General features: G+C 54.8%; 13 protein-coding genes. 6 read left to right on the forward strand and 7 right to left on the reverse strand.

Translation table 11 applies throughout. The features are described 5' to 3' along the window. Positions 1 to 69: 69 nt before the first annotated feature. Both SH467x_RS07015 and SH467x_RS07020 read right to left on the reverse strand, forming a co-directional pair. Entirely contained in the window at positions 70 to 3,024 is a 2,955-nt protein-coding gene (locus SH467x_RS07015; RefSeq protein WP_482370561.1) for an Hsp70 family protein, read from the reverse strand. Then, positions 3,021 to 3,446, reverse strand: coding sequence for a cytidine deaminase (locus SH467x_RS07020; protein WP_482370562.1), 426 nt, complete (start codon positions 3,444 to 3,446; stop codon positions 3,021 to 3,023). The genes SH467x_RS07015 and SH467x_RS07020 overlap by 4 nt, the downstream gene beginning before the upstream one ends. A gap of 169 nt (positions 3,447 to 3,615) precedes the next feature. Between SH467x_RS07020 and SH467x_RS07025 the strand changes: the two genes are divergently transcribed. Next, the gene (locus SH467x_RS07025; protein WP_482370563.1) at positions 3,616 to 4,332 is read left to right on the forward strand and encodes a 3-keto-disaccharide hydrolase; all 717 of its coding nucleotides are present in this window, start codon (positions 3,616 to 3,618) and stop codon (positions 4,330 to 4,332) included. Between the two features lie 15 nt (positions 4,333 to 4,347). Here SH467x_RS07025 and SH467x_RS07030 read toward each other — a convergent pair whose 3' ends face one another. After that, positions 4,348 to 6,315 carry a hypothetical protein gene (locus SH467x_RS07030; protein ID WP_482370564.1) on the reverse strand — a complete coding sequence of 656 codons (1,968 nt, stop codon included), beginning with the start codon at positions 6,313 to 6,315 and terminating at the stop codon, positions 4,348 to 4,350. 103 nt (positions 6,316 to 6,418) lie between these two features. On the opposite strand from SH467x_RS07030, the gene SH467x_RS07035 reads away from it, so the two are divergent. The 5 genes from SH467x_RS07035 to SH467x_RS07055 are packed head-to-tail and all read left to right on the forward strand — an operon-like array spanning position 6,419 to position 10,243. Continuing rightward, positions 6,419 to 7,405: an AAA family ATPase gene (locus tag SH467x_RS07035; RefSeq protein WP_482370565.1), complete on the forward strand. Its 987-nt coding sequence runs from the start codon at positions 6,419 to 6,421 to the stop codon at positions 7,403 to 7,405. After that, positions 7,402 to 7,917, forward strand: coding sequence for a hypothetical protein (locus SH467x_RS07040; RefSeq protein WP_482370566.1), 516 nt, complete (start codon positions 7,402 to 7,404; stop codon positions 7,915 to 7,917). Before SH467x_RS07035 ends, SH467x_RS07040 begins: the two co-directional genes overlap by 4 nt. Further along, a complete protein-coding gene (modA, locus tag SH467x_RS07045) occupies positions 7,868 to 8,794 on the forward strand; it encodes a molybdate ABC transporter substrate-binding protein (protein ID WP_482370567.1) in 927 nt (308 codons plus the stop codon). Before SH467x_RS07040 ends, modA begins: the two co-directional genes overlap by 50 nt. Continuing rightward, on the forward strand, positions 8,772 to 9,629 hold the full coding sequence (locus tag SH467x_RS07050; RefSeq protein WP_482370568.1) for an ABC transporter permease: 858 nt from the start codon (positions 8,772 to 8,774) through the stop codon (positions 9,627 to 9,629). The genes modA and SH467x_RS07050 overlap by 23 nt, the downstream gene beginning before the upstream one ends. Next, the gene (locus SH467x_RS07055) at positions 9,626 to 10,243 is read left to right on the forward strand and encodes an ATP-binding cassette domain-containing protein (protein WP_482370569.1); all 618 of its coding nucleotides are present in this window, start codon (positions 9,626 to 9,628) and stop codon (positions 10,241 to 10,243) included. The genes SH467x_RS07050 and SH467x_RS07055 overlap by 4 nt, the downstream gene beginning before the upstream one ends. 80 nt (positions 10,244 to 10,323) lie before the next feature. Here the strand turns inward: SH467x_RS07055 and SH467x_RS07060 are convergent, their stop codons facing one another. From SH467x_RS07060 to SH467x_RS07075, 4 genes are all read right to left on the reverse strand, one after another. After that, on the reverse strand, positions 10,324 to 11,748 hold the full coding sequence (locus SH467x_RS07060) for a UDP-glucose 6-dehydrogenase (RefSeq protein ID WP_482370570.1): 1,425 nt from the start codon (positions 11,746 to 11,748) through the stop codon (positions 10,324 to 10,326). Positions 11,749 to 11,793: 45 nt separating this feature from the next. Then, positions 11,794 to 13,353: a lipopolysaccharide biosynthesis protein gene (locus tag SH467x_RS07065; protein WP_482370571.1), complete on the reverse strand. Its 1,560-nt coding sequence runs from the start codon at positions 13,351 to 13,353 to the stop codon at positions 11,794 to 11,796. Positions 13,354 to 13,565: 212 nt separating this feature from the next. Next, positions 13,566 to 18,260 (reverse strand): tandem-95 repeat protein, encoded by a 4,695-nt coding sequence (locus SH467x_RS07070; protein ID WP_482370572.1) that lies wholly within the window; start codon positions 18,258 to 18,260, stop codon positions 13,566 to 13,568. Positions 18,261 to 18,597: 337 nt separating this feature from the next. Next, entirely contained in the window at positions 18,598 to 19,470 is an 873-nt protein-coding gene (locus SH467x_RS07075) for an ABC transporter ATP-binding protein (RefSeq protein ID WP_482370573.1), read from the reverse strand. Positions 19,471 to 19,497: the final 27 nt, after the last annotated feature.

Raw genomic sequence — 19,497 nt, forward strand, 5'->3', positions numbered from 1 at the left:
TTTTTTATGCCATCGTCTAACAGCCCCCCTCGTCCGATTCCTTGCTTTCGTTACCTAAAGCCGAAAGGGTTAGGCAAGGGAGAATCCGAGCGGGAGGCTTTCGCCGACGATGGCATCGAGATCTTGATCGCTCGCGCCCACCTCCGCGACTCGCTGCCAGTGCTTCTCGGGCATCGCTAATGCATGCATCTCAGCCAGGATTTGCTGTCGCGTTCCCTGGCTGATGTCGCGGCGACGATCGCCCGTTCGCTGCGCGCATTGCATCAAGCACAAGGAATAGGACCCTCGGAGCGATTCACTCTTAACTGCGGAGGTCGACATTAGCTTCTTCAGCAACCCCTCCAATTTCTCGGCGCGGGCCAATTGGTCCCAGCCACCGTACAAAGGGACGCGGGTGCCCAACCGACCCGCGGTCCAAAGAATCGCAGGCGCAAGCGGCTCCAATCGCTTTTTTGACAGCGATGCAATCAACGTTTCCAACAACGATTCCTTGTGTTGGCTCGAAAGCAACTCCAGCGATCCGAGCAATCGAAGCAACTCCATTGCTACATTGTTCCCTAGTGGCAAACCGCCGCCTCCCGAAAGGGTCGGCTTCAGCTTGGACCAAACATCCTGATACAACGCTGTTTGTTGTCCGCTCGTAAATCCTCCTGCAATGCGACGCCAAAGCACGATCGCTTCCGATTGAACCGCCGCGTTTCGGTGCACCAGCTTGTTATGCACCGCCCTCCAGGTCGACTGCACGCGCCAACTATCGGCTGGGATACCAAATCCTGGTCGCAAGGACCAACCAAGTACATTAAGCCATCGGGTCTCATGTTCCGGAGATCGATTTCGATATTCGTTATTTTCCATCAGCACGCGCCAAATCTCCCGCAATACACCTGGTTCCCAGTCGCGACGATTCAATCCGACTTCCTCGCTCAGCCTCTCCCATGCATCCTTCGGAGACGTAATGGTCTCGGGGCCGAATACGCGTACTCCCCCCTGCGTTGCCTTGCGGAGAACTTCGACATCGACCGCTTTTTGCAGTCTGTTCCGTAGTCCCGATGATTCGCCACGCGTGTCGCACTCCAGTCGCCACGCCAGCGGGAGGTTGGGCGTTGCAGGCCCGGCCTCTGGATAGGATTGCTCCTCGGATTGTTGATCGACTCGCAGTTGAATAGCGAGGGTACCGATCTCGCTCAGTTCGGATTCGAGCAACACAGGGAGGATGCGTTGTTGATTCCGCCGTGGCAATTCGAGCACCGTTTGGATCGGAGCGGTCGGAACCATCTGGTTCGGATCGATATCGACGACATCACCGGGCCGATCCAAGAGACGTGTCGTGCTCACGAACATTGGAAACTGGACTGGTTGCCCCACAGAAAGCATCAAGGGATGTTGGTCCAACAGGAATTGCTCTCCGGTTTGGGCTTGCGCGGGCATGATGCACATTGCCCGAGGAGGGTCGGATTCGATTTGCAAGTAGTATGTTTTTGCCAACCGAGCATCGATTCGGATGCCCCCTCCGCGACGCACTTGCCCGTAATAGGCAGCTCCCTGCGATACCGCGAGATCCAATCGGTTTCCTGATAACTCGCCAGGTCTCCAACCATCCTCCTTCCCGAACCACCGCGCGATCTGATCGAGGATGGCCGATTTGATCGCAGGGGATTCGAGCACTCCGCCATTGAACAAAATCCAATTCGGGCGCGCGGCCATGAGATCGGACATGGTTTCTTGCGTGTCGGAACGGCCAGCCCATCGATGATCCCAAAGAAAGGCTGCGAGATGGCGTAATACATTCGGGTCAGCGGCATAGGGGAGCCCAAATTCTTGAAAACCTGAGTCCACGCTGCTGGGACGATCGTGCAAATCGACGGATCCGAAGAAGCCATCCACCAAAAGTGTTGTTGCATCGGACAAGGCCATCACGACTGATCGCGCCGATTCAATCAGCTTAGCTCCGCTCCCCGGGATACTAAGCCGATATTCTTTGGGTGGATTCAATCCGAGCAAAGCCTCTTTCGCACCGCGGCACTGGAGCTTCAACGCATCCCATTGCCGCGGCTTGAGGCTTTCACCACCCGGCGAGTTCTGAATCCATTGCGACTCCGCCCAACGAGCAAGAGCCAAATCAAGGTTGTCTCCTCCGAGCATGAGGTGCTCGCCGACAGCTACTCGGTGCAAGCCATAGTTCTTTTGTAGGTTCTCCGAAACGGATTGGCTTTGATCGCGCTCATCGATGGAAGTGGAAGCAACAGAAGTTCGATCGACGACACGGATCAATGTGAAGTCAGTCGTACCTCCACCGATATCGCACACCAAGATGGTTTGACCTGGTGTTATGCGTTCCATCCAGTCTTGTTCATGCCGTCCTAACCAAGCATAGAACGCGGCTTGCGGTTCTTCGATCAACACCAATTGCTTCAACCCAGCCTGCTCCGCTGCGAGAATGGTCAATCGCCTCGCCAGCTCGTCAAAGGAAGCCGGTAGCGTAACAATCGTGTCTTGTTCATGCATCGGTGCATCAGGATGTTCGCGATCCCAGCAGCGGCGAATATGTTCCAAGTAGCGACGGCTCGCTTCCACTGGTGAAAGCTTTTCGACATCCTCGTCGGCTCCCCATGGCAACAAGTCGCTTTGCCGGTCGACCATAGGATTGCAAAGCCAACTCTTGGCGGAGGTAATCGCTCGTCCGGGCATTTCCAGCCCTCGGTCGCGCGCGAAAGTTCCGACAACTCCGGCATGGCTAGAATCGCCAAACTGAAACCGGGAATCGATACCGGACCGTTCAGCCGATTGAAGCTCGTAGTGAAACGATGGAAGAGTCTCGTTATGCTGTCGCGTCCCGGAATCGATCATCTGCTCGATCGGAAAGGTCTGGACTTGGGCGGGACCGCCATTCGGTTGCAACACACTCGTGTCGATAAACGAGACTGCGCAGTTGGTTGTACCGAGGTCAATGCCGATAACGTAGCGGCTCCTCTTCGCTTCGAACGCTTGATCGAGCGATTCTGACGTAGATAGGTTAGCGGTCATGATGGGGAGTTGCGATGATCCAGAGTCATGCCATCAGGCAACAGATCCGACAGAAGGAAGGGTCCCACTAGAAGCGGATCATCGAGCAAGAAACCTGTCCATACTCGCATTTGAGGTGCGAACTCATGGCAAAATTGCCTACAAACGCCGCACAATGAAACACGTTGCGGGGATAGAACGACCATGCTCTCCCAACGGAATTCACGCTGCAATATCGCTTGAGAGCCGGCGACCCTTTCGGCGCAAAGCGTGACGGAGTAGGAGGCGTTCTCGATATTGCACCCGGCGAAAATCCGCCCGCTCGATGTGCGAATCGCAGCGCCGACCGAGAATTGGCTATACGGATTATAGGCCTTGGCAGCCGCTTCCCGCGCAGCAGTCACCAATTCGATCAGTTCGGGCGGAGCATCCGCTTGGGACATAGGCTTGGATTCCTTGTTTGGTTCTCGAGGGCTTGTATTGTAAAGTTCAACCGGCCGTTGTCATCCTTGCGCCGGAAGCGAGCGGCGCATTTCGCGTTAGATATACTAAAGTGTCCCACCCGGTTCCCAAGTCGCTCCGTCCTCTCTTGCTCCCCAATCGAGTCTCGCCATGGTTGTCTATCCTCGGTCACGAATGCGTTTCCTCTCGCACCTCTCCATCCTAGCCCTTTTCTGTCTGGTTGCCGGTCGCGGATACTCGGAAGAGCCGTCGAGGAGTCCATTCCTCTCCTCCTCCATGGAGCGATGGCAATCTTTCGATGGAAAGTCGGCTCCAGCTGCTTGGGAGTGCCAGGCGGGTGAGATTCATCTCAAACGCGGTGCGGAGATCCCGCGAGGAGGGAATCTGCTAACCAAGGATGAGTTTGATGACTTCGAGCTGAGCTTTGAGTTCAAAGTGGCCAAGTCGGGGAACAGCGGGATCAAGTATCGGGTACGAAACTACGGTGGCAGGTGGCTTGGATTCGAATATCAAATCTACGACGATCACCATGCCAAGAAAGTCGAGCCCAAGAACAGCACGGGAGCCATCTACGACCTCTACGAACCGAACAGTGAAAAGCTGCTTCACCCTGCTGGAGAGTGGAACACAGCCAAAATTATCGCGCAAGGCCCCAAGCTGGAGCACTGGCTCAACGGTAAGAAAATCGTTTCTGCCACGATCGGCGATTCCGATTGGGAGCGTCGTTACCAGGCGAGCAAGTTCAATGATGCCGAGGGATTCGGAAAGACCTTTCGCGGCAAGCTGATGCTAACCGATCACGGGAGCGAAGTTTGGATGCGCAACATTCACTTCCAGATCCTCTCTCCCGACCAAGCAAAACCATAACGTGGGAGGACCCATTCATGCTTGCCGGATAAAGTGGGCTGCATAACTCCGTACTTCTTGGCCGTTCAGTACATGAACGGTTCGCAATTGGGCAACCATCGCATCGCTGAATTGGGAGAGAGGGACGTGCACGAGCGATTTGCCGAATTGCTTGGCAATTCGCCGCCATGACGCTGTCGGAGCAATCGGCGACAAGAGGGCGATTTGCTTTGCCTCGGAATGCTTGCACGCCGCCGCAATCAACCTCTCTTCTAGTGTGTCCGCGAATTGCAGTTCGCGGTCTTTCCAAATGTCCGGTATTGGCTTGGGAGGAAACAGGAACATCGCTCCACCGTAGGTCGCTACCGCGATGCCTGGACCAAGGATCTCGCGTGAGAAATCGGTTGCATAGAATGCGAGAGTTGATTCCCAGGCAAACTCAGCGAACCAAGTCGTCTGCCACGAATAAACCTTCGGGTCAGGAGCGGGATCGAAGATGAAGACGCACGCATCCAACGTTCCAATGCTTGGGGGCTGAACCTTCACATACAGCTGACCATCGTACCAATGACGCAGCGTCTCGCGGATGTCGATACCGTCCATCAAGCTTGTCGTGAATTTTTCGCTACGGGCCAAGTCCGCTCCGATCAGGGCTCGTGCTCGTTCAATCACTCGCGTTCGGAAGCTCTCGATTTTCGCATCATCGGGTAGCCAAGAGCATTGCTTGTAGGGATTCCATTGCAGTCGCCACTGCCGGGACTCGTCTTTCAACGGTCGGCGATTGAGCTGAAGGGTTCGCCACTCTCCAAGATGCTGTCCTAGTCGGCTGATGGCGGGAACAACTTCTCCATCAGGCAATCGCATTTGATGAATCCCCATTTGGACCGAGGACCACGGCAAAGGCTCTTGGAAAGCAAAATTGCGAAGGGTCTCCGCAACGTGAATTGCGAATTGGTCGCCACAGGTTTGTTTCGCAGCCAATACCAAGGTGTACATGTCTGGCGTGAGCCGCCGATCAAGTAATGTCAAATTGCGGATGTACTTCAAACACTGCGAAAGCAGAAGAGGCGAGATGCGCCGAGCGCGTTGACCAAAGTCGGCTAAGTAGGATGCGCGGGCCGAAAGGAGGAGACGCTTCACCCCGTCGATGGCGGCGGCGTGCGGTTCATCGGACAAGTCGTAGCGGGATTGTTCGTAGACGGCCGTAATGTAAGGAAGCTCGCCGAGAAGAAACACCAAGGTCGATTCATCGACCGAGTGATTGACTGCAGGCTCGTCATGAAAATCCTCGTCGGCCACCCAAGGCTTTACGAGCTGCCTTTGGTAGGATTCACGTAGCCAAGGCCAATGCCCCACAGAGCAGAGCATCACGATCTTTTTGTAGTGCTGGCGGAGAGAGAGCAGTTTGGAAGCCATCGCTTCGATTCTCGCCAGGACTTGCTCGGATTGAGGGCGAGGGACAGCCGTCAAGATGGCCGCGTTGTAGGTTTCGAGCGGTACTTCTTTGAGCGCAAAACCATCGGGAATTAGGAATTCTTCATCCCCCGTGAAAACATCCGTTTCGAGATCCACAAATCGAATGGGGATGCGTTCCCCCATCGCGTATCGAATGGCAGCGATGACGCTTTGACTCGGATCGATGGGAACATAGCTGTATGGCAGCGACGCATCCGCGTAGGGAGAGGGCTCGGAGTCATCGTCATCGACATCGTCATCGTCGCGATCGTCTTCATTATCGGACTCGTCCGAGACGTCCGAATCGAGCCATGCTTGCTCCGCCTCCCAACGCGAACTGGCTGCCGGGGCTTGAGCGACCAAGGAAATCGTAGGGAGCTGCTCAACTCCGGCGAGAACCGACTCGCGAAACGAGGGTGGGAGCGGGACGGCCAAGCAATCGACTTGATGCTGAAGCAGCCATTCCTCCACAGCTCGGGCGTTGGCTCCGCTACGATGCACGACAGGTAGCAGGGTCACTTTATCATCCAAACGAAAGCTATCGCTCACTTGGGGATACTCCGTGGTCGAATCTGGTACAATCCTCTTGCATGCGAATCCCGTCCCGCACTTCTCTACCTTCCGTGGCCAGTCCAAAATCTAACCGACCGTTATGCAGGATAAAATTCAAATCGATGGCGTCAGCCTTACGCTCAGCAACCCGATAACAAACGAATTGCAGTGGATCGGTCAAGGCGAGGTGTTGCGGCAATTGATGGCCTGTTGGCTCGTTGTCGATGAAAAAGATCTCCCCCTCGCACCTCGTTTAGTGGGACCGCCTGGCATCGGCAAAACCGCCTTGGCAATGGCTGCCGCCAAAGCGAGAAACCAATCGCTCTACATTTACCAGTGTACCGCAGACACGCGGCCAGAAGACCTGCTGATCACTCCAATCTTAGGGAGCGATGGAAAAATCGCGTACCATGCCTCCCCTTTGGTGACCGCGATGATCAAGGGAGCGGTCTGTATTCTGGACGAAGGGAATCGGATGAATGAAAAGTCTTGGGCGTCTCTTGCTCCCCTGCTAGACCATCGTCGATATGTCGAGTCGATTGTGGCTGGGGTTTCCATCCAAGCCCACCGCGACTTTCGATGCGCGGTAACCATGAATCAGGATGACTCGACCTATGAGATTCCCGATTACATCATGAGTCGGCTTCAACCCTCTCTCGCGGTCGGGTTCCCGAACCGCGAAGATGAGCTTGCAATTTTGAAATACCATCTCCCCTTTGCGGCGGAAGAACTTTTAACGTTGACCATCGACTTCCTGCAACAATCGCATTCGTTGCAGCTGGATTATTCCGCTCGCGATGGCATTCAACTGCTGCGCTACGCGATGAAACTATTAGCGCAGGACCCTACGCACCCCGTTGCCAAGGATCAAGTCTGGCGACAGGCGTTGGTCTCCTGTCTCGGCGAAGATGCCTTGGATTTGCAAGCGGCTCGAGCGAGGAAGTCCCGGTCTCTCGGTGCGAATACATTACCTCATGGTCTGGGTGACTTCTTTCTCGACCCAGACGATCCTATGCACCCGGACTTCGATGACGATTCGTTGGATGACGATTCTTTAGACGACGATTCGTTGGACGATGATCGATGAACTTGGAGAAGCCGCCATCATCCCAGATCGGGAGCCCGCTTGAGAAAGCGATCGAGCTCGCGACCCGTTTCCATCGTGGTCAACGAGACAAAGAGGGTGCCCCCTACATTCTGCACCCACTTCGAATGATGCTGCTGAGCGAGGACCCGTTGGTTCAGCAGGCAGCCGCACTTCACGATGTCTTAGAGGACACCACAGCCACACTTCAAGACTTGCTCGAGGCAGGCATCGACTTGGAGGCGTGCGAAGCAGTCCGGCTCCTCACGCATAGTCGCGAGATGTCTTACGCAGACTACATAGTACTGCTGCAGCGAAACCCTATTGCGAGGGCCGCGAAACTACTGGATTTGCAGGACAACTATCGACTCGATCGAGTGGCCTATCGGGAAGGGTACGAAGACGAGGATCGAGAGAGAATTCAGAAGTACATTCTCACTTATCAGTTTCTAACAGACCGATTGGATGAAGAAACGTATCGCCGCCGAATGGCATGGCTCGTTTCTTCACAATGAGTTGAGTTCGCGGATGGCCAAAGTTTTCATCGCATTAGGTCTTTCTATTGTTGTAGCCGTCGGCATCGTCATTTCGCTTGTGCGCTCGTCTCCACCTTTGGCCTATTCGCGAGTAGGCGAGGATTCCGCGCGAGCGAGTGAAGAGGAGGTGCAACTTTATGTCGCATCCAGCAACCGAGCGGTGCTTGAAGAGATCTGCCAGCTCTATGAAGCGAAGACCGGCAATCGTGTTGTTATCCATTTCGGTGCATCGCAAACTCTTTTGGCCCAGTTGGAGATCGCGAAGAGTGGCGGTTTGTTTCTCCCGGCCGATGACAGCTACCTCCACATGGCGATGGAGAAGGGATTGGTTGACCAAGTCTTTCCGATCGCAACCATGCGCATCGGTCTTGCAGTCAGAAAAGGGAACCCAAAAGGGATCACAGGATGGAGCTCGATTCTCCAACCGAAGATTCGATTGGTTCAGGCGAATCCGGACGCGGCAGCTGTCGGTCAACAAACGCGACAGAACCTGCAGCGAGCGAACCTTTGGCGAGACCTGGAACTGGCGACTTTAGCGTTCCGATCGAATGTGAATGAAGTCGCCAACGATATCCGATTAGGGGTCGCTGATGTGGGAATTGTCTACGATGCGATGCTATCGACTTACCCCGATTTGGAGTTCTTGGAACTTGCTGAACTAGCGGGTGCGACTAACCAAGTTTCAGTGGGGGTAATTCACGGGCCTCCTTCTCGCGAGGCCGCGATTCGATTCGCTCGGTTTATTACCTCCCCCGACGATGGTATCAAGGTTTATCAGAAGTACGGATTTGACACGATCGATCCGAACAGGGCTCCGGAGCGAGCATGGAGGAATGCCCCTGAATCCCAACCCTAGTCGTCGATGGCGAGATCGTCTGTTTTTGCTAACGTTGGGGGGGCTATCCTCCGCTTACGTGCTGCTTATTGTGTTATTGGTCCTCGCCGATTGCTTGTTTGTCTCGCCAAGTGATTTCGCAAAAGTCTTTGGAAAGCGAGAGATACTGGCTGCGTTTTGGCTGACCATACAAACGTGCACGCTTGCATCCATCATGGCATTGTGGGTGGCGACCCCACTCGCCTACCTCCTCGCCCGATACTCGTTTCGAGGCAAGGCATGGATCGATACGATTGTCGATATCCCGGTCGTACTCCCGCCTTTGGTAGTGGGAATCAGTCTGCTCGTCCTCTTTCATCGCCCGTTTCCCTTTTCCGATTGGTTTGGAACGAGCGAAGGCATTGTGCTGGAGGAGTGGTTGCGCGGACGACATGGATTTCCTGTGACGTATCACTGGCCGGCTGTGGTCCTCGCTCAATTCGCGGTTGCCACGGCATTTGCAGTTCGAACGTTGCGAGTCACGTTCGAACAGATACCAAGCCGTTATGAAGATATAGCGAGAACATTCGGATGCACCCGAGGAAGAGCATTTTTGGAGATCGCATTGCCGCAAGCTTGGAAGGGGTTGATGGCAGCGTTTACAGTCGCATGGGCCCGTTCTTTGGGAGAGTTCGGTCCAATTCTTGTCTTTGCAGGAGCGACGCGATTTCGCACGGAGGTGCTTTCGACTTCTGTGTTTTTGGAACTGAGCATCGGTGAACTGGAAGGGGCAGTAGCCGTCTCGCTGCTCATGGTTGCTATTGCCGTCGTTTCACTTGTGCTAGTCCGATGGCTGGGTGGAGAGCGTGCCGCATGATCGAACTCATCGACGTGACAGCGTGCTCGGGCAGCTTTCGTCGTGAACATGTTTCGTTCCGTATCGAATCGGGGTGCTATGCCGCGTTGATGGGACCAACTGGAGTCGGGAAGACAACGGTTATGGAAGCCATTTGCGGGTTGAAGCCGATCGCGTCGGGACAGATTTGGATCGGTGCGAAGGAAGTAACCCATTTAGCTGTCGCGGATCGTCAGCTCGGGTATGTCCCCCAAGATTTAGCACTGTTCCCGACCATGACGGTAGAACAACAACTTGCGTTTCCCCTGCGCGTGCAAAGTTGGAGTCGGGAGAGGATCCGACGCCGGGTTCGCGAGATAGCAGTGGAGCTTGGCATCGAGCCTCTGCTGCATCGCTATCCGCAAGCCCTAAGCGGTGGAGAGTCGCAGCGTGTTGCTTTGGGACGAGCCCTCTCGTTTCGCCCCGAGATCCTGTTGCTCGATGAACCGCTCCGTTCGTTGGACGAAACGACACGCGTCGAACTACAGACGCTGTTAAAAGAGGTCCACCGTCAATCTGGTATGACTGTCCTCCATGTAACCCACAGCGACGAAGAAGCGGCTACCTTGGCCCAGGTGCGCATTCATCTTTCATAGAAGACTACGTTTCTACTTTCGTCTATCGTTCAATGTGACGATGCGACATCGGTCTGTACGCAAATGACCAGCATCGTAGTCTACGATATATCCGGCGATCGACCGATGCTATGCACTTCGAATCCGAGTTGGACCATGCGCGCGCGATCGATAATGTTCCGGCCGTCGAAGACGAAAGCGGGCCGATGCATTGATCGGAGTACTTTGGCGGCATCCAGCGTTTTGAACTCATCCCACTCAGTAAGAAATGTCAGTGCGTGCGCTTTGTCGGCTGCTTCGTAGAGCGTATCGCACACGGTAACATTGCGATCGATGAGTTCGCGATGCAAATCGGACAGTCCGCCAAGCGAGTTCGCAAATGCTTTGTGCAGATCCTGTCGAATCTGCTCTTCACTCACTTGCGGATCATAGATCGCCAGTTGAGCGCGTTCCTCCAGCAAGTCGCGGCAGACATAAATCGCGGCCGATTCTCGCGTGTCGTTGGTGTCCTTTTTGAATGCAAAACCGAGGATCGCAATGCGCTTATTGGATACGGAATTAAACATGGTGCGGACAATTCGTTCCGAGAAACGACGCTTTTGGTAGTCATTCATCACGACGACTTGTTCCCAATACTTCGCGACTTCACGCAATCCGAAGTGCTCGCAGAGGTAAACCAGATTCAGGATATCTTTTTGGAAGCAGGAGCCACCAAAGCCAACCGATGCCTTCAAAAACTTGGGGCCAATTCGAGAGTCGGTGCCGATGGCTCGAGATACCTCATCGACATCGGCTCCTGTCGCCTCGCATAGAGCGGAGATGGCATTGATCGAGGAGACTCGCTGTGCGAGAAATGCATTCGCTGTAAGTTTGGAGAGCTCGCTGCTCCACAGATTGGTGGTAAGAATTCTTTCGCGTGCCACCCACCGACCGTAGATAGATGCAAGCCTTTCGATGGCATCCGGGGATTCGCCACCGATGAGAACTCGATCCGGATTGAGCAAGTCTTGAACGGCTGTGCCTTCGGCGAGGAATTCAGGATTGCTGAGCACATCGAAGGTCGCACCGCTGACCGAATTCTGAAGGATGCGTTTGATGGCTTCAGCGGTTCGAACTGGGAGTGTCGATTTCTCCACGACGACCTTATGGCCAGTCGAATGCTCTGCGATGGTGCGAGCACACTTTTCAACAAACTCCAAATTGGCCGCTCGCCCCGCACCCACGCCAAAGGATTTGGTCGGTGTGTTGACCGCCATAAAGATGATGTTCGATTCCTGGATCGCTTGCTCGACGTTCGTAGAGAATCGAAGGTTTCTGCCTCGCGCCTCCCTTACAATCGAATCGAGGCCCGGCTCGTAGACCGGCAAATCATCGGAGTTCCATTTTTGGATACGAGCGGAGTTCAAGTCGACGACATGAACGGGTATATCGGGGCATTGCTTGGCAATCATTGCCATCGTAGGTCCCCCTACATACCCAGCACCGATACAACAGATTCGTGGTGGTTCAGTGAAATGCGATGCCATGAAATCTTGATGGTGAGGTAAGAGTTGGGTGATGGATAAAGGATTCTAACCGATGTGCCATAAAGTTCGGATGGGTAACCCGAGGCGATGAAGTTGGGGGAGGATCGCCTCGTCGATACGCCTTTTTTCGTCTCGCCCTAGAATGACAGAAGTGCGACTGGTCAAAACGAGCAACACCGCTGCAACGCACATCGATGGCAACGCCCCTAACAGGAGAACGACGGGAAGTAGGCTCAGGACAAAGCTGGTTCGATCCAATCCGACGTCATGGCAAGACAGGGACCACCAAGTCAAGAGGAGAATAAACGCCCCAGCCAACGCGGTCGCAGCCATCGCCCCCTCTAGCCCGTAAATGGGAACCCACCAAGCGTTGAGAACCACATTGACCATTAGCCCCATCGCCAGAATAAACCCGACCACTCGTCCTTTCTCGATGCACCAAAAGTAATTCTGGAGAAGTGTCCCAGTGGCCAGGAAACAGCAGTGGGCCAAAGCCATCGGCATGATCGCCAATCCCTCGCTAAATCGACCTTCGAGAAAGTGGTGAAATAGCGGCGGGGCAATGGCCAAAGAAAGGATCGATAACAGAAAAAAGAATCCCATGGAAAGCTTCGAAGTGAGCTGGAGAGCTTCCTTCACTCGGTGCTTATTGCCACTCTCCCAGTCCGCTGCCAAGTAGGGAAGGAGGAGCGAACTCAACATCATCGTTAAGCTCGTTAATAGAAGTGGCAAGATTCTCGCACTGTGAAATTGACCGACCAACGCTGTGCCGATTTCCTGCGATGGCGCCAGATACAAAAGCATGTAACGATCGACGACATCGAACAGGTTAGACAAAAGATTCATAACCCATATGCTCAATGCAAAAGGGACTATACGATTCCACATCGCACTGTGCGACAGCCGTTTCGATGCACTCCCAGTCTCCTGCCAAACACAAATCAAGCTGCCCACGGAAGGTAGCAATCCGCAAAGCGAGGCCGCTGCAAAGGCGAGCAGAATGGTCCGCCAATCCGACCAAAACCAGAGTCCTGCGACACTGAATAAGGTAAAGCTGAGCGAGTTAACGGTGTGCATCGCAGAGACGACACGCCCTTTTCGAAGTCCGTTCAACAACTCCGTAGCAGAGTTAAACAACACTACACTGAGCAAAGCGACTACAAGAATACTCATCGCCCCCAGGCCGGTTTCAGCACCGAAGATCCAAGTGCTGGATGAACGGTTGGCGGCGAGGAGCAACGTCGATACGAAAGCCACACCCGTCGCGCTGACGAGAATGACTCGCAGCAAAAAACTGCGTAACTGCCCCCGAAGACGGTAGCTCTCGATCAGTTTGCCAAAGGTGCCAGGCAATCCGAGAACGGCAAGAGGGGCTGCGAGCAATAGGAAACTACTGGCGAGGGCCCAAAGTCCGAGCCCACCTTCATCGAGAAATTTGCAAAAGCTGAGATTGCGAAAGAAACCGATCGCGCGCTGCCCAACATTCGCGACGAGCATAAAGGCCAGACCGGATGCGAGTGAGTCTTGGGCGAGTTGGGTTGGCGTGCTTCTAGGATCGATTGTGCTCAAGTCGGAATCGGGCTTGGCGAGAGAACCTACACTCACAGTTGACAGGCTCCGGAAAAGGCTTGTTGAGGGCTTCTCCATCATGCGCTGGGTTCAGTTCCGGAGCGGTCTCTCCCATCTGCATCGATTCGGAAATCCCCAATACTTGCAACGATTTCTAGGAATGTATGGGTTTTAGGGAATAAAAAAAGCGAGGCTCATCACCTCGCTTCTTCGAATCATCAACGTTTTATTCGGTCTTCCCTGCGGAATTACCAGCCTTCGGTGGCAAACAATTCATCCACGGCATCAAGGTACTTGGGGGACGCCACGCTGACTGGTGGTGCTGCCAAGTCGACTCGTTGCCAGCTCAAATCGGAACTGCGTGCCAGGACCCGAACGATGCGTGCACCGGTATCGGAATCGATGGTTTGAACAAACTGATTCTTCGAAAGAGTTGCGGTATAGACCTCATGGTTCGGTCCGCGAACTGCCGTAACATAGGCCTTGGTTCCATCATCGCTGAGGACGACTTCATGGAAAGAATCCCCTTCAAAACCCCCGCGAGCGATCGTCCACTCCGACTTGCCATCGGCCCCAATCGCGGCATAAATCCCCTTCGTTCGCAACTCACCGTCTCGGAGGTAATAGTTGTTCGAAAGGTTTTCCAGGATATGGGAATAGCGAGCCGTCACACCGAGCACACCGAAATTCACCACTTCGTTGACGTCACCCGGAGCGACCACCGTTCGTGTCACCGAGTTGGCCCCGGGAGCGTCGACGGTCATGATGGGGACAACATACGAAACTGAGTAGGCACCTGGAGGCAGGAGATCGAAGCTGTAGCTACCATCTGCCTCGGTTACCGCTTTGCGTTGGACCGCGGTAGAGCCAGGGATATTCGGATCAGCAGCAATCGTGAGGGTCACATCTGCCCCACCGATTCGCAACTCATTGTCATCCAGAACCCCGTTGGTGTTATCGTCAACGTAGACGAACCCACGGAAGCTGCTGGGGATGAAGGGAAGGATATCGACATTGAAGGAACCTGTCGCTCGTTTGGGATCGGCGACGCCGTTGGTGGTCCCATTGTCTTCGATCACAAAGGAGAATGTCTCCCGACCTTCCGTGCCGAGCGGTGCAGTGTAGGTCAAGGTTCCGTTTGCGTTGAGTACCAACGTTCCAAGCGGACTGCTTCCCTGGGTGACACTTACGATTCGCAGGGTTTGACCGCTTTCGTTCGCGGCCCCTTTGAACATCGCGGCCAACTCGGGGGTAACGTCAAACACCGTAGCCACACCTGCGAAGACACTCTTCGTTATGGTGTCGGCAGTCGGAGCATCGTTGACTTCGGTGATTCGAATGCTCACGGTTCCCGATGCAGTCGAATTCGTCGATTGTCCGTCGCTGATTTGATAGGTGAAACTATCCGATCCGTTGAAGTCTGCGTTCGGGGTGTAAATCAAAACGTCTTCGCCACCGACCAAGGATTGACGGATCGTGCCGTTCGTCGTGCTCACGGTTCCTACAACTGGAGTAAATGTGAGCGTCTGGCTGCCTTCGTTGGCGGGACCTGGGCGATCATTGCTTAGCAAATTGCTAATCGTGATCGTCAAACTCGTGTCTTCCGCTGTGGACACGCTGTCAGCTACGGCGACCGGAGCATCATTGACAGGCGCTACGTTGATCGTGATGAAGCTTTCAGCCGAAGGGAGATTCGGTGTACCGTTGTCGGTTACCACGTAGCGAATCACAGCTGGGCCAAAGAAATCCAAGGCTGGAGAGAACTGGATATTGCCATTGTCCAGCGTCACTGTACCGCTGGTGGGGTCCACCAGTGCTGCAGCGTTAAATCGAAGCGTGTCCGACTCGCGAGGCCCAGAACTCAGGTTCAGCGAGGCTGCTGTAATGGTTTGCGCAGTGTCCTCGACACCCGCAATAGTCCGTACTTCCGCGATCGGTGCGTCGTTGACAGGTACCACATTGATGGTGGCTGTCGCAAGACGTCGCTCGTTAGGCTCGACAACCGTGTCACCGTCCGTCATCTCGTAAGTAAATACTACTTCGCCAAAGAAATTTGCAGGTGGACGGTAGGTAATCAGGTTTCCAGAACGGCCCAAGACGCCTTCACCACTCACGAGGACGGGGTCCGCCGTAAGGGCTCGCGTGGCAGGAAGCGTAGAAAAATCGTTGGCGAGCACGTCGAACGTAAACTCGTCTCCGTTATCGTTCTCGTTGATCTGAAGTGCTGCGTTCGCTCGGTAGTCATCATCGAGCGCGTAAGGAGATGCCGGCGGGAGGATCAAGACTTCCACGTCTGCGGTATCGGTGAGTCCAGCTTCATCGCGAAGTGTGTAACTGAATCGCGCTGTTTGGCCAAATACGGCAGGATCGGTCGGAGCGGTGAAGAATACAGTTCCATTCTGGACCGATACCGAACCGATATTCGGGGTGGTCGCAGCAGTTACCGTGATGGCTTCGCTCTCGGGAGGAGGACCCGCCAAGTCATTTTGGCGAACATTTAGCTCTGTCGGCGTTCCGAGTGCCAATACCGTGAAGCGAGCCGCTCCGGTATCGTCGACTGCGATCGGTGCGTCGTTGACGGATGTCACGTTGATCGTCAGGTCGGTCTCGGTGCTCTGGTTATCGGGACTCGTCCCATTGTCGGTTCCTCGAACACGAATGCTCATCACCCCAAAGTAGTTCGGAGCCGGTGTAACAACCAGTTGCCCCTGAGCATTGACCGTTGCCGTTCCGGTCGCAGCGACAGGAGGAGTGACGATGGACAAGGTGACGGTTTGCGAGGATTCGTTTGTTGGACCTGGAGTGAAGATCTGCGATGGATTGATCGTCACCGAGCTGTCTTCTGCGACGGTGTAAGTCGTGGTCACGACAGCTGGCGCATCGTTTACCGGAGAAACCGTAACGGTGACCGTAATGTTGGTCGTCATCGCTCCGGCACTATCTTGGCCATCGACGACGAATGTGGCAGTACCAAAGAAATTCGCAGCAGGAATATATTCGACGTTGCCACCCGTTAACGAAACGGATCCGTTGGTGGCTGGGGTGGACCTGACCGCGGTGAACGAAACGGTCTGAGGATTTGGTGCTGCAACTTCATCGGCAGGGCCCGCCACGAAGACTTGCGACGGAGTCAAAACCAAGCCAGGTGTTGGGATATCTTCCGTGGTGCTGAAAGTGCTTCCAATGACCCGAGGGGGATCGTTGACCGGCGTGAGATTGATCGTGACGGTACCGGTGGCTGTGTCACCAAGCCGATTGCGGATGTTGTAACGGAGAATCGCTTGACCGTTGAAGTCCGGGGTCGGGGAGAATTGAATCTGCGTATCGCTCGACACGAGGGTTGCCGATCCACCGACAATCGCCTCCACCGAAGTAATCACGGTGCCAACTTGCAGTGCAGGGACAAAGGCTCCTGCCTCGTTCCGGCTCACATCGTTATCGAGCACGCCGGGACTGTTGAGGATGATGGTCGGAGGGGTGATTCCGCCAAGGTCTTCTTGGAAAGTGTAAGTATCGGATACAGCGCTCAAGCGATCGATGATCGTGATCGTACCGGTCGGCAAGACGACTTGCTCGGCGGTCAAGTACTCAGCGCGATCTCCGGCGTTACCGAAAAGTGCGATCCCAAGGTTATTACCCGATGCACCGGTCGCGATAGGAGTGATCGAGCCATTCAAAAGGATCGTGCCCTGCCCCGCTCCCAAAAACATCGCATCCACTACACCCAAATATCTTTGAGCGACCTCAGGGTCCTGCGGCGAGGTCACATTCGCAAACCCGCCTAAGCGATTAACGGTTCGGGTAGCACTGGTCGAGTCAAGGAGCGCACCAGCGGGACCATTGGTATACCGAACGATAGGCGAGGGAACTCCCGCGCTGACGATCGATCCGTTATCAATGTTGTGGTTCAATGCCGCCCGCGTGATCACTTCCAACTCAGGATCAAGACTTGGGGCGCCGACCAAAGTAATCGGCGTGACTCCATTCGGTGCGTTGAGGGAACTGCTGTCGATCACGAGGTTGGGAGACAGGTCTTGCCGTGCTAAACCGCCCCGGAAGTGCACCTCGTAAATTGGGTTGATGACGGAAACACCGGGGGTAAACGGATCGGTCGGGTTCACACGTACATTCTCAGCACCGAACAGGCTGTTCATCGCCGTTCGAACCGCTTCCAATGTACCGCTCGCACTTATCGCTCCACCCGAAAGGGTCGGTGTCACGGTCGCGGTCTTATCGCCCCATCGGAAGGTGACACTACCCCCGAAAACCAACGGACTGAACGAGATGCGGTAGTAGTCGCTCCACTGGAGCTGGAGACGCTCGTCAGCCGACTGGTCTGCATTGGTGAAATTCAAATCGTGGTAGGCGCTAAAAACGCCTCGCGCTGTGGTAGACGTCGTCGCAGGTGAACGAAGGTCTGCCATGGTGGTTCGAACCACGACTCGCTCGCCGGTGCCAATGACCGCATCCGGTTCTGTCGTCGCAGGATTGGCGTCAGGAATCAACGCGCCCAGCGATCCATCCGCATTGACGCGGTAGAATTCATAGCGAACCGCCGCCAGCTTCATGGGGCCGTTCTCGCCTTCCCCACGGTTGATGTAGTTGATAACTCCCAGCACGTCGAGCGGGGATAGAGAGTTGTCACCGTCGACATCGATGAACCCGTCGCTATCTCCAGGCGACTGCCCTTGAAGCGACCCGGTTCCGTCTTCATTGATCCGGTTGATCACCGTCAACGCGTCCAAAGGAGACACAGCGAAGTCCCCGTCGACGTCGTATGCGATCAACGGGTTTTGGAACATGGCAACGTCGGCGGCCATCAACTCTCGCTTTTCAAGCCACTCCATCCTAAGGGAACGCACAAGCCAGCTGCGATCGAGGGCTTTGTCGGTACGCTTAAAATCCTTAGAACCGCGAAGGCGACGCTTTGGCGAAACAGTCATTGATTCTTCCACCGTTGACTAGAAAGGAATGGCAAGGCGGGAAAATTAGATAGATACGGAACATCCCTCTAAACTCCCGTATTGTGAGGTTACTTGGCGTCCGACCGGTTTTCAATCGCGATCTTGCCTAGACCGCCCAAATTAACCAGTCGTTTCATGCGCTCCGCAAGATGCGCCATCCGTAACGATTTTTCCGGAAATCCCAACTTTAGAGAGAGTTTGACTCAAGAAGTTCCAGATCGGGAGATTTTATTCCCCGCCAAGTGGACGCCCAGCGTTTTATCAGGTTCGAAACCGGCTTCCATCGCTTCGTTCTGCGAACCGCCCCTCATCCAAATCAGCTAAGGTTATGAACACGATCATAAATCACCTGCACTGATGCCAGGTCGATTGTCATGTCTCGTAGGTCTGGAGATTGCAGCGAAGGAAGAAAAGGTGTTAACTCTCCTTTGAGCTCGACCGTGATAGAGGAGCCCACTACCGAGAGCTTGCTCCCCGGGAAGAGTCGTGAAGCCGATTCAGGGGTAGATGTTTTGAACCGAACTCGATGGACCGGCTCGATCGCGTCGAGCCGCACCGTTTCCACGACCGTCCCCGATTTCAGAAATGCCGCGTATTGGCAGATCTCCTGAATCTCCGACATGACGTGGGAGCAGAAGACGATCGTTGCTCCGAACCGCTGGTTCGCTTCCGAGGTCAATTCGAGAACGGTCTGGCGCGTGGTGGGGTCCAAGTTAGCGGTCGGCTCATCCAAGATGATCACACGGCTTTGGCAGCTCAGGACGCATGCGATCGCAAGCTTTTGCCGCATTCCAGTCGACATGAACGCGACGCGTCGGGTCAGGTTGAGCCCCAATCGGTCCGCAATCGATTTCGCGCGTCCCAAGTCGCCGCGGGGATGGATGCTGGCGAAGAACTCCAAACAGTCCTTCCCCTTCATCGTTCGAAAGAGCTTGGTTTCCGCTGGCAGGTAGCTCACACGCTCTCGCACCTGCAGCGACTCGGTTTCGCAGTCAAAGCCCTCCACGCAGGCTTTTCCTCGGCTGGGTCGAATGAATCCCAGCAAACAACGTATGAGGGTCGTCTTCCCTGCGCCATTGGGCCCCAACAACCCGAAAACGGATCCGTCCGGGATTTCTAATGAACAGTCTTGCAGCGCCCAAAACTCCCCATAACGCTTCCCTAACTGCTGGACACTGACGATCCCCATGGGGTTTTCGAACTTTCTCGGTTGAAG

This window comes from Brakhagea slesvicensis (assembly GCF_052161625.1).
Taxonomy (GTDB): domain Bacteria; phylum Planctomycetota; class Planctomycetia; order Pirellulales; family Pirellulaceae; genus JBKCUI01.

Coding starts and splice junctions, on each gene's coding strand:
- SH467x_RS07015 (WP_482370561.1), bottom strand. CDS start 3,024: ATGACCGCTAACCTATCTACGTCAGAATCGCTCGATCAAGCGTTCGAA.
- SH467x_RS07020 (WP_482370562.1), bottom strand. CDS start 3,446: ATGTCCCAAGCGGATGCTCCGCCCGAACTGATCGAATTGGTGACTGCT.
- SH467x_RS07025 (WP_482370563.1), top strand. CDS start 3,616: ATGGTTGTCTATCCTCGGTCACGAATGCGTTTCCTCTCGCACCTCTCC.
- SH467x_RS07035 (WP_482370565.1), top strand. CDS start 6,419: ATGCAGGATAAAATTCAAATCGATGGCGTCAGCCTTACGCTCAGCAAC.
- SH467x_RS07040 (WP_482370566.1), top strand. CDS start 7,402: ATGAACTTGGAGAAGCCGCCATCATCCCAGATCGGGAGCCCGCTTGAG.
- modA (WP_482370567.1), top strand. CDS start 7,868: ATGAAGAAACGTATCGCCGCCGAATGGCATGGCTCGTTTCTTCACAAT.
- SH467x_RS07050 (WP_482370568.1), top strand. CDS start 8,772: ATGCCCCTGAATCCCAACCCTAGTCGTCGATGGCGAGATCGTCTGTTT.
- SH467x_RS07055 (WP_482370569.1), top strand. CDS start 9,626: ATGATCGAACTCATCGACGTGACAGCGTGCTCGGGCAGCTTTCGTCGT.
- SH467x_RS07060 (WP_482370570.1), bottom strand. CDS start 11,748: ATGGCATCGCATTTCACTGAACCACCACGAATCTGTTGTATCGGTGCT.
- SH467x_RS07070 (WP_482370572.1), bottom strand. CDS start 18,260: ATGACTGTTTCGCCAAAGCGTCGCCTTCGCGGTTCTAAGGATTTTAAG.
- SH467x_RS07075 (WP_482370573.1), bottom strand. CDS start 19,470: ATGGGGATCGTCAGTGTCCAGCAGTTAGGGAAGCGTTATGGGGAGTTT.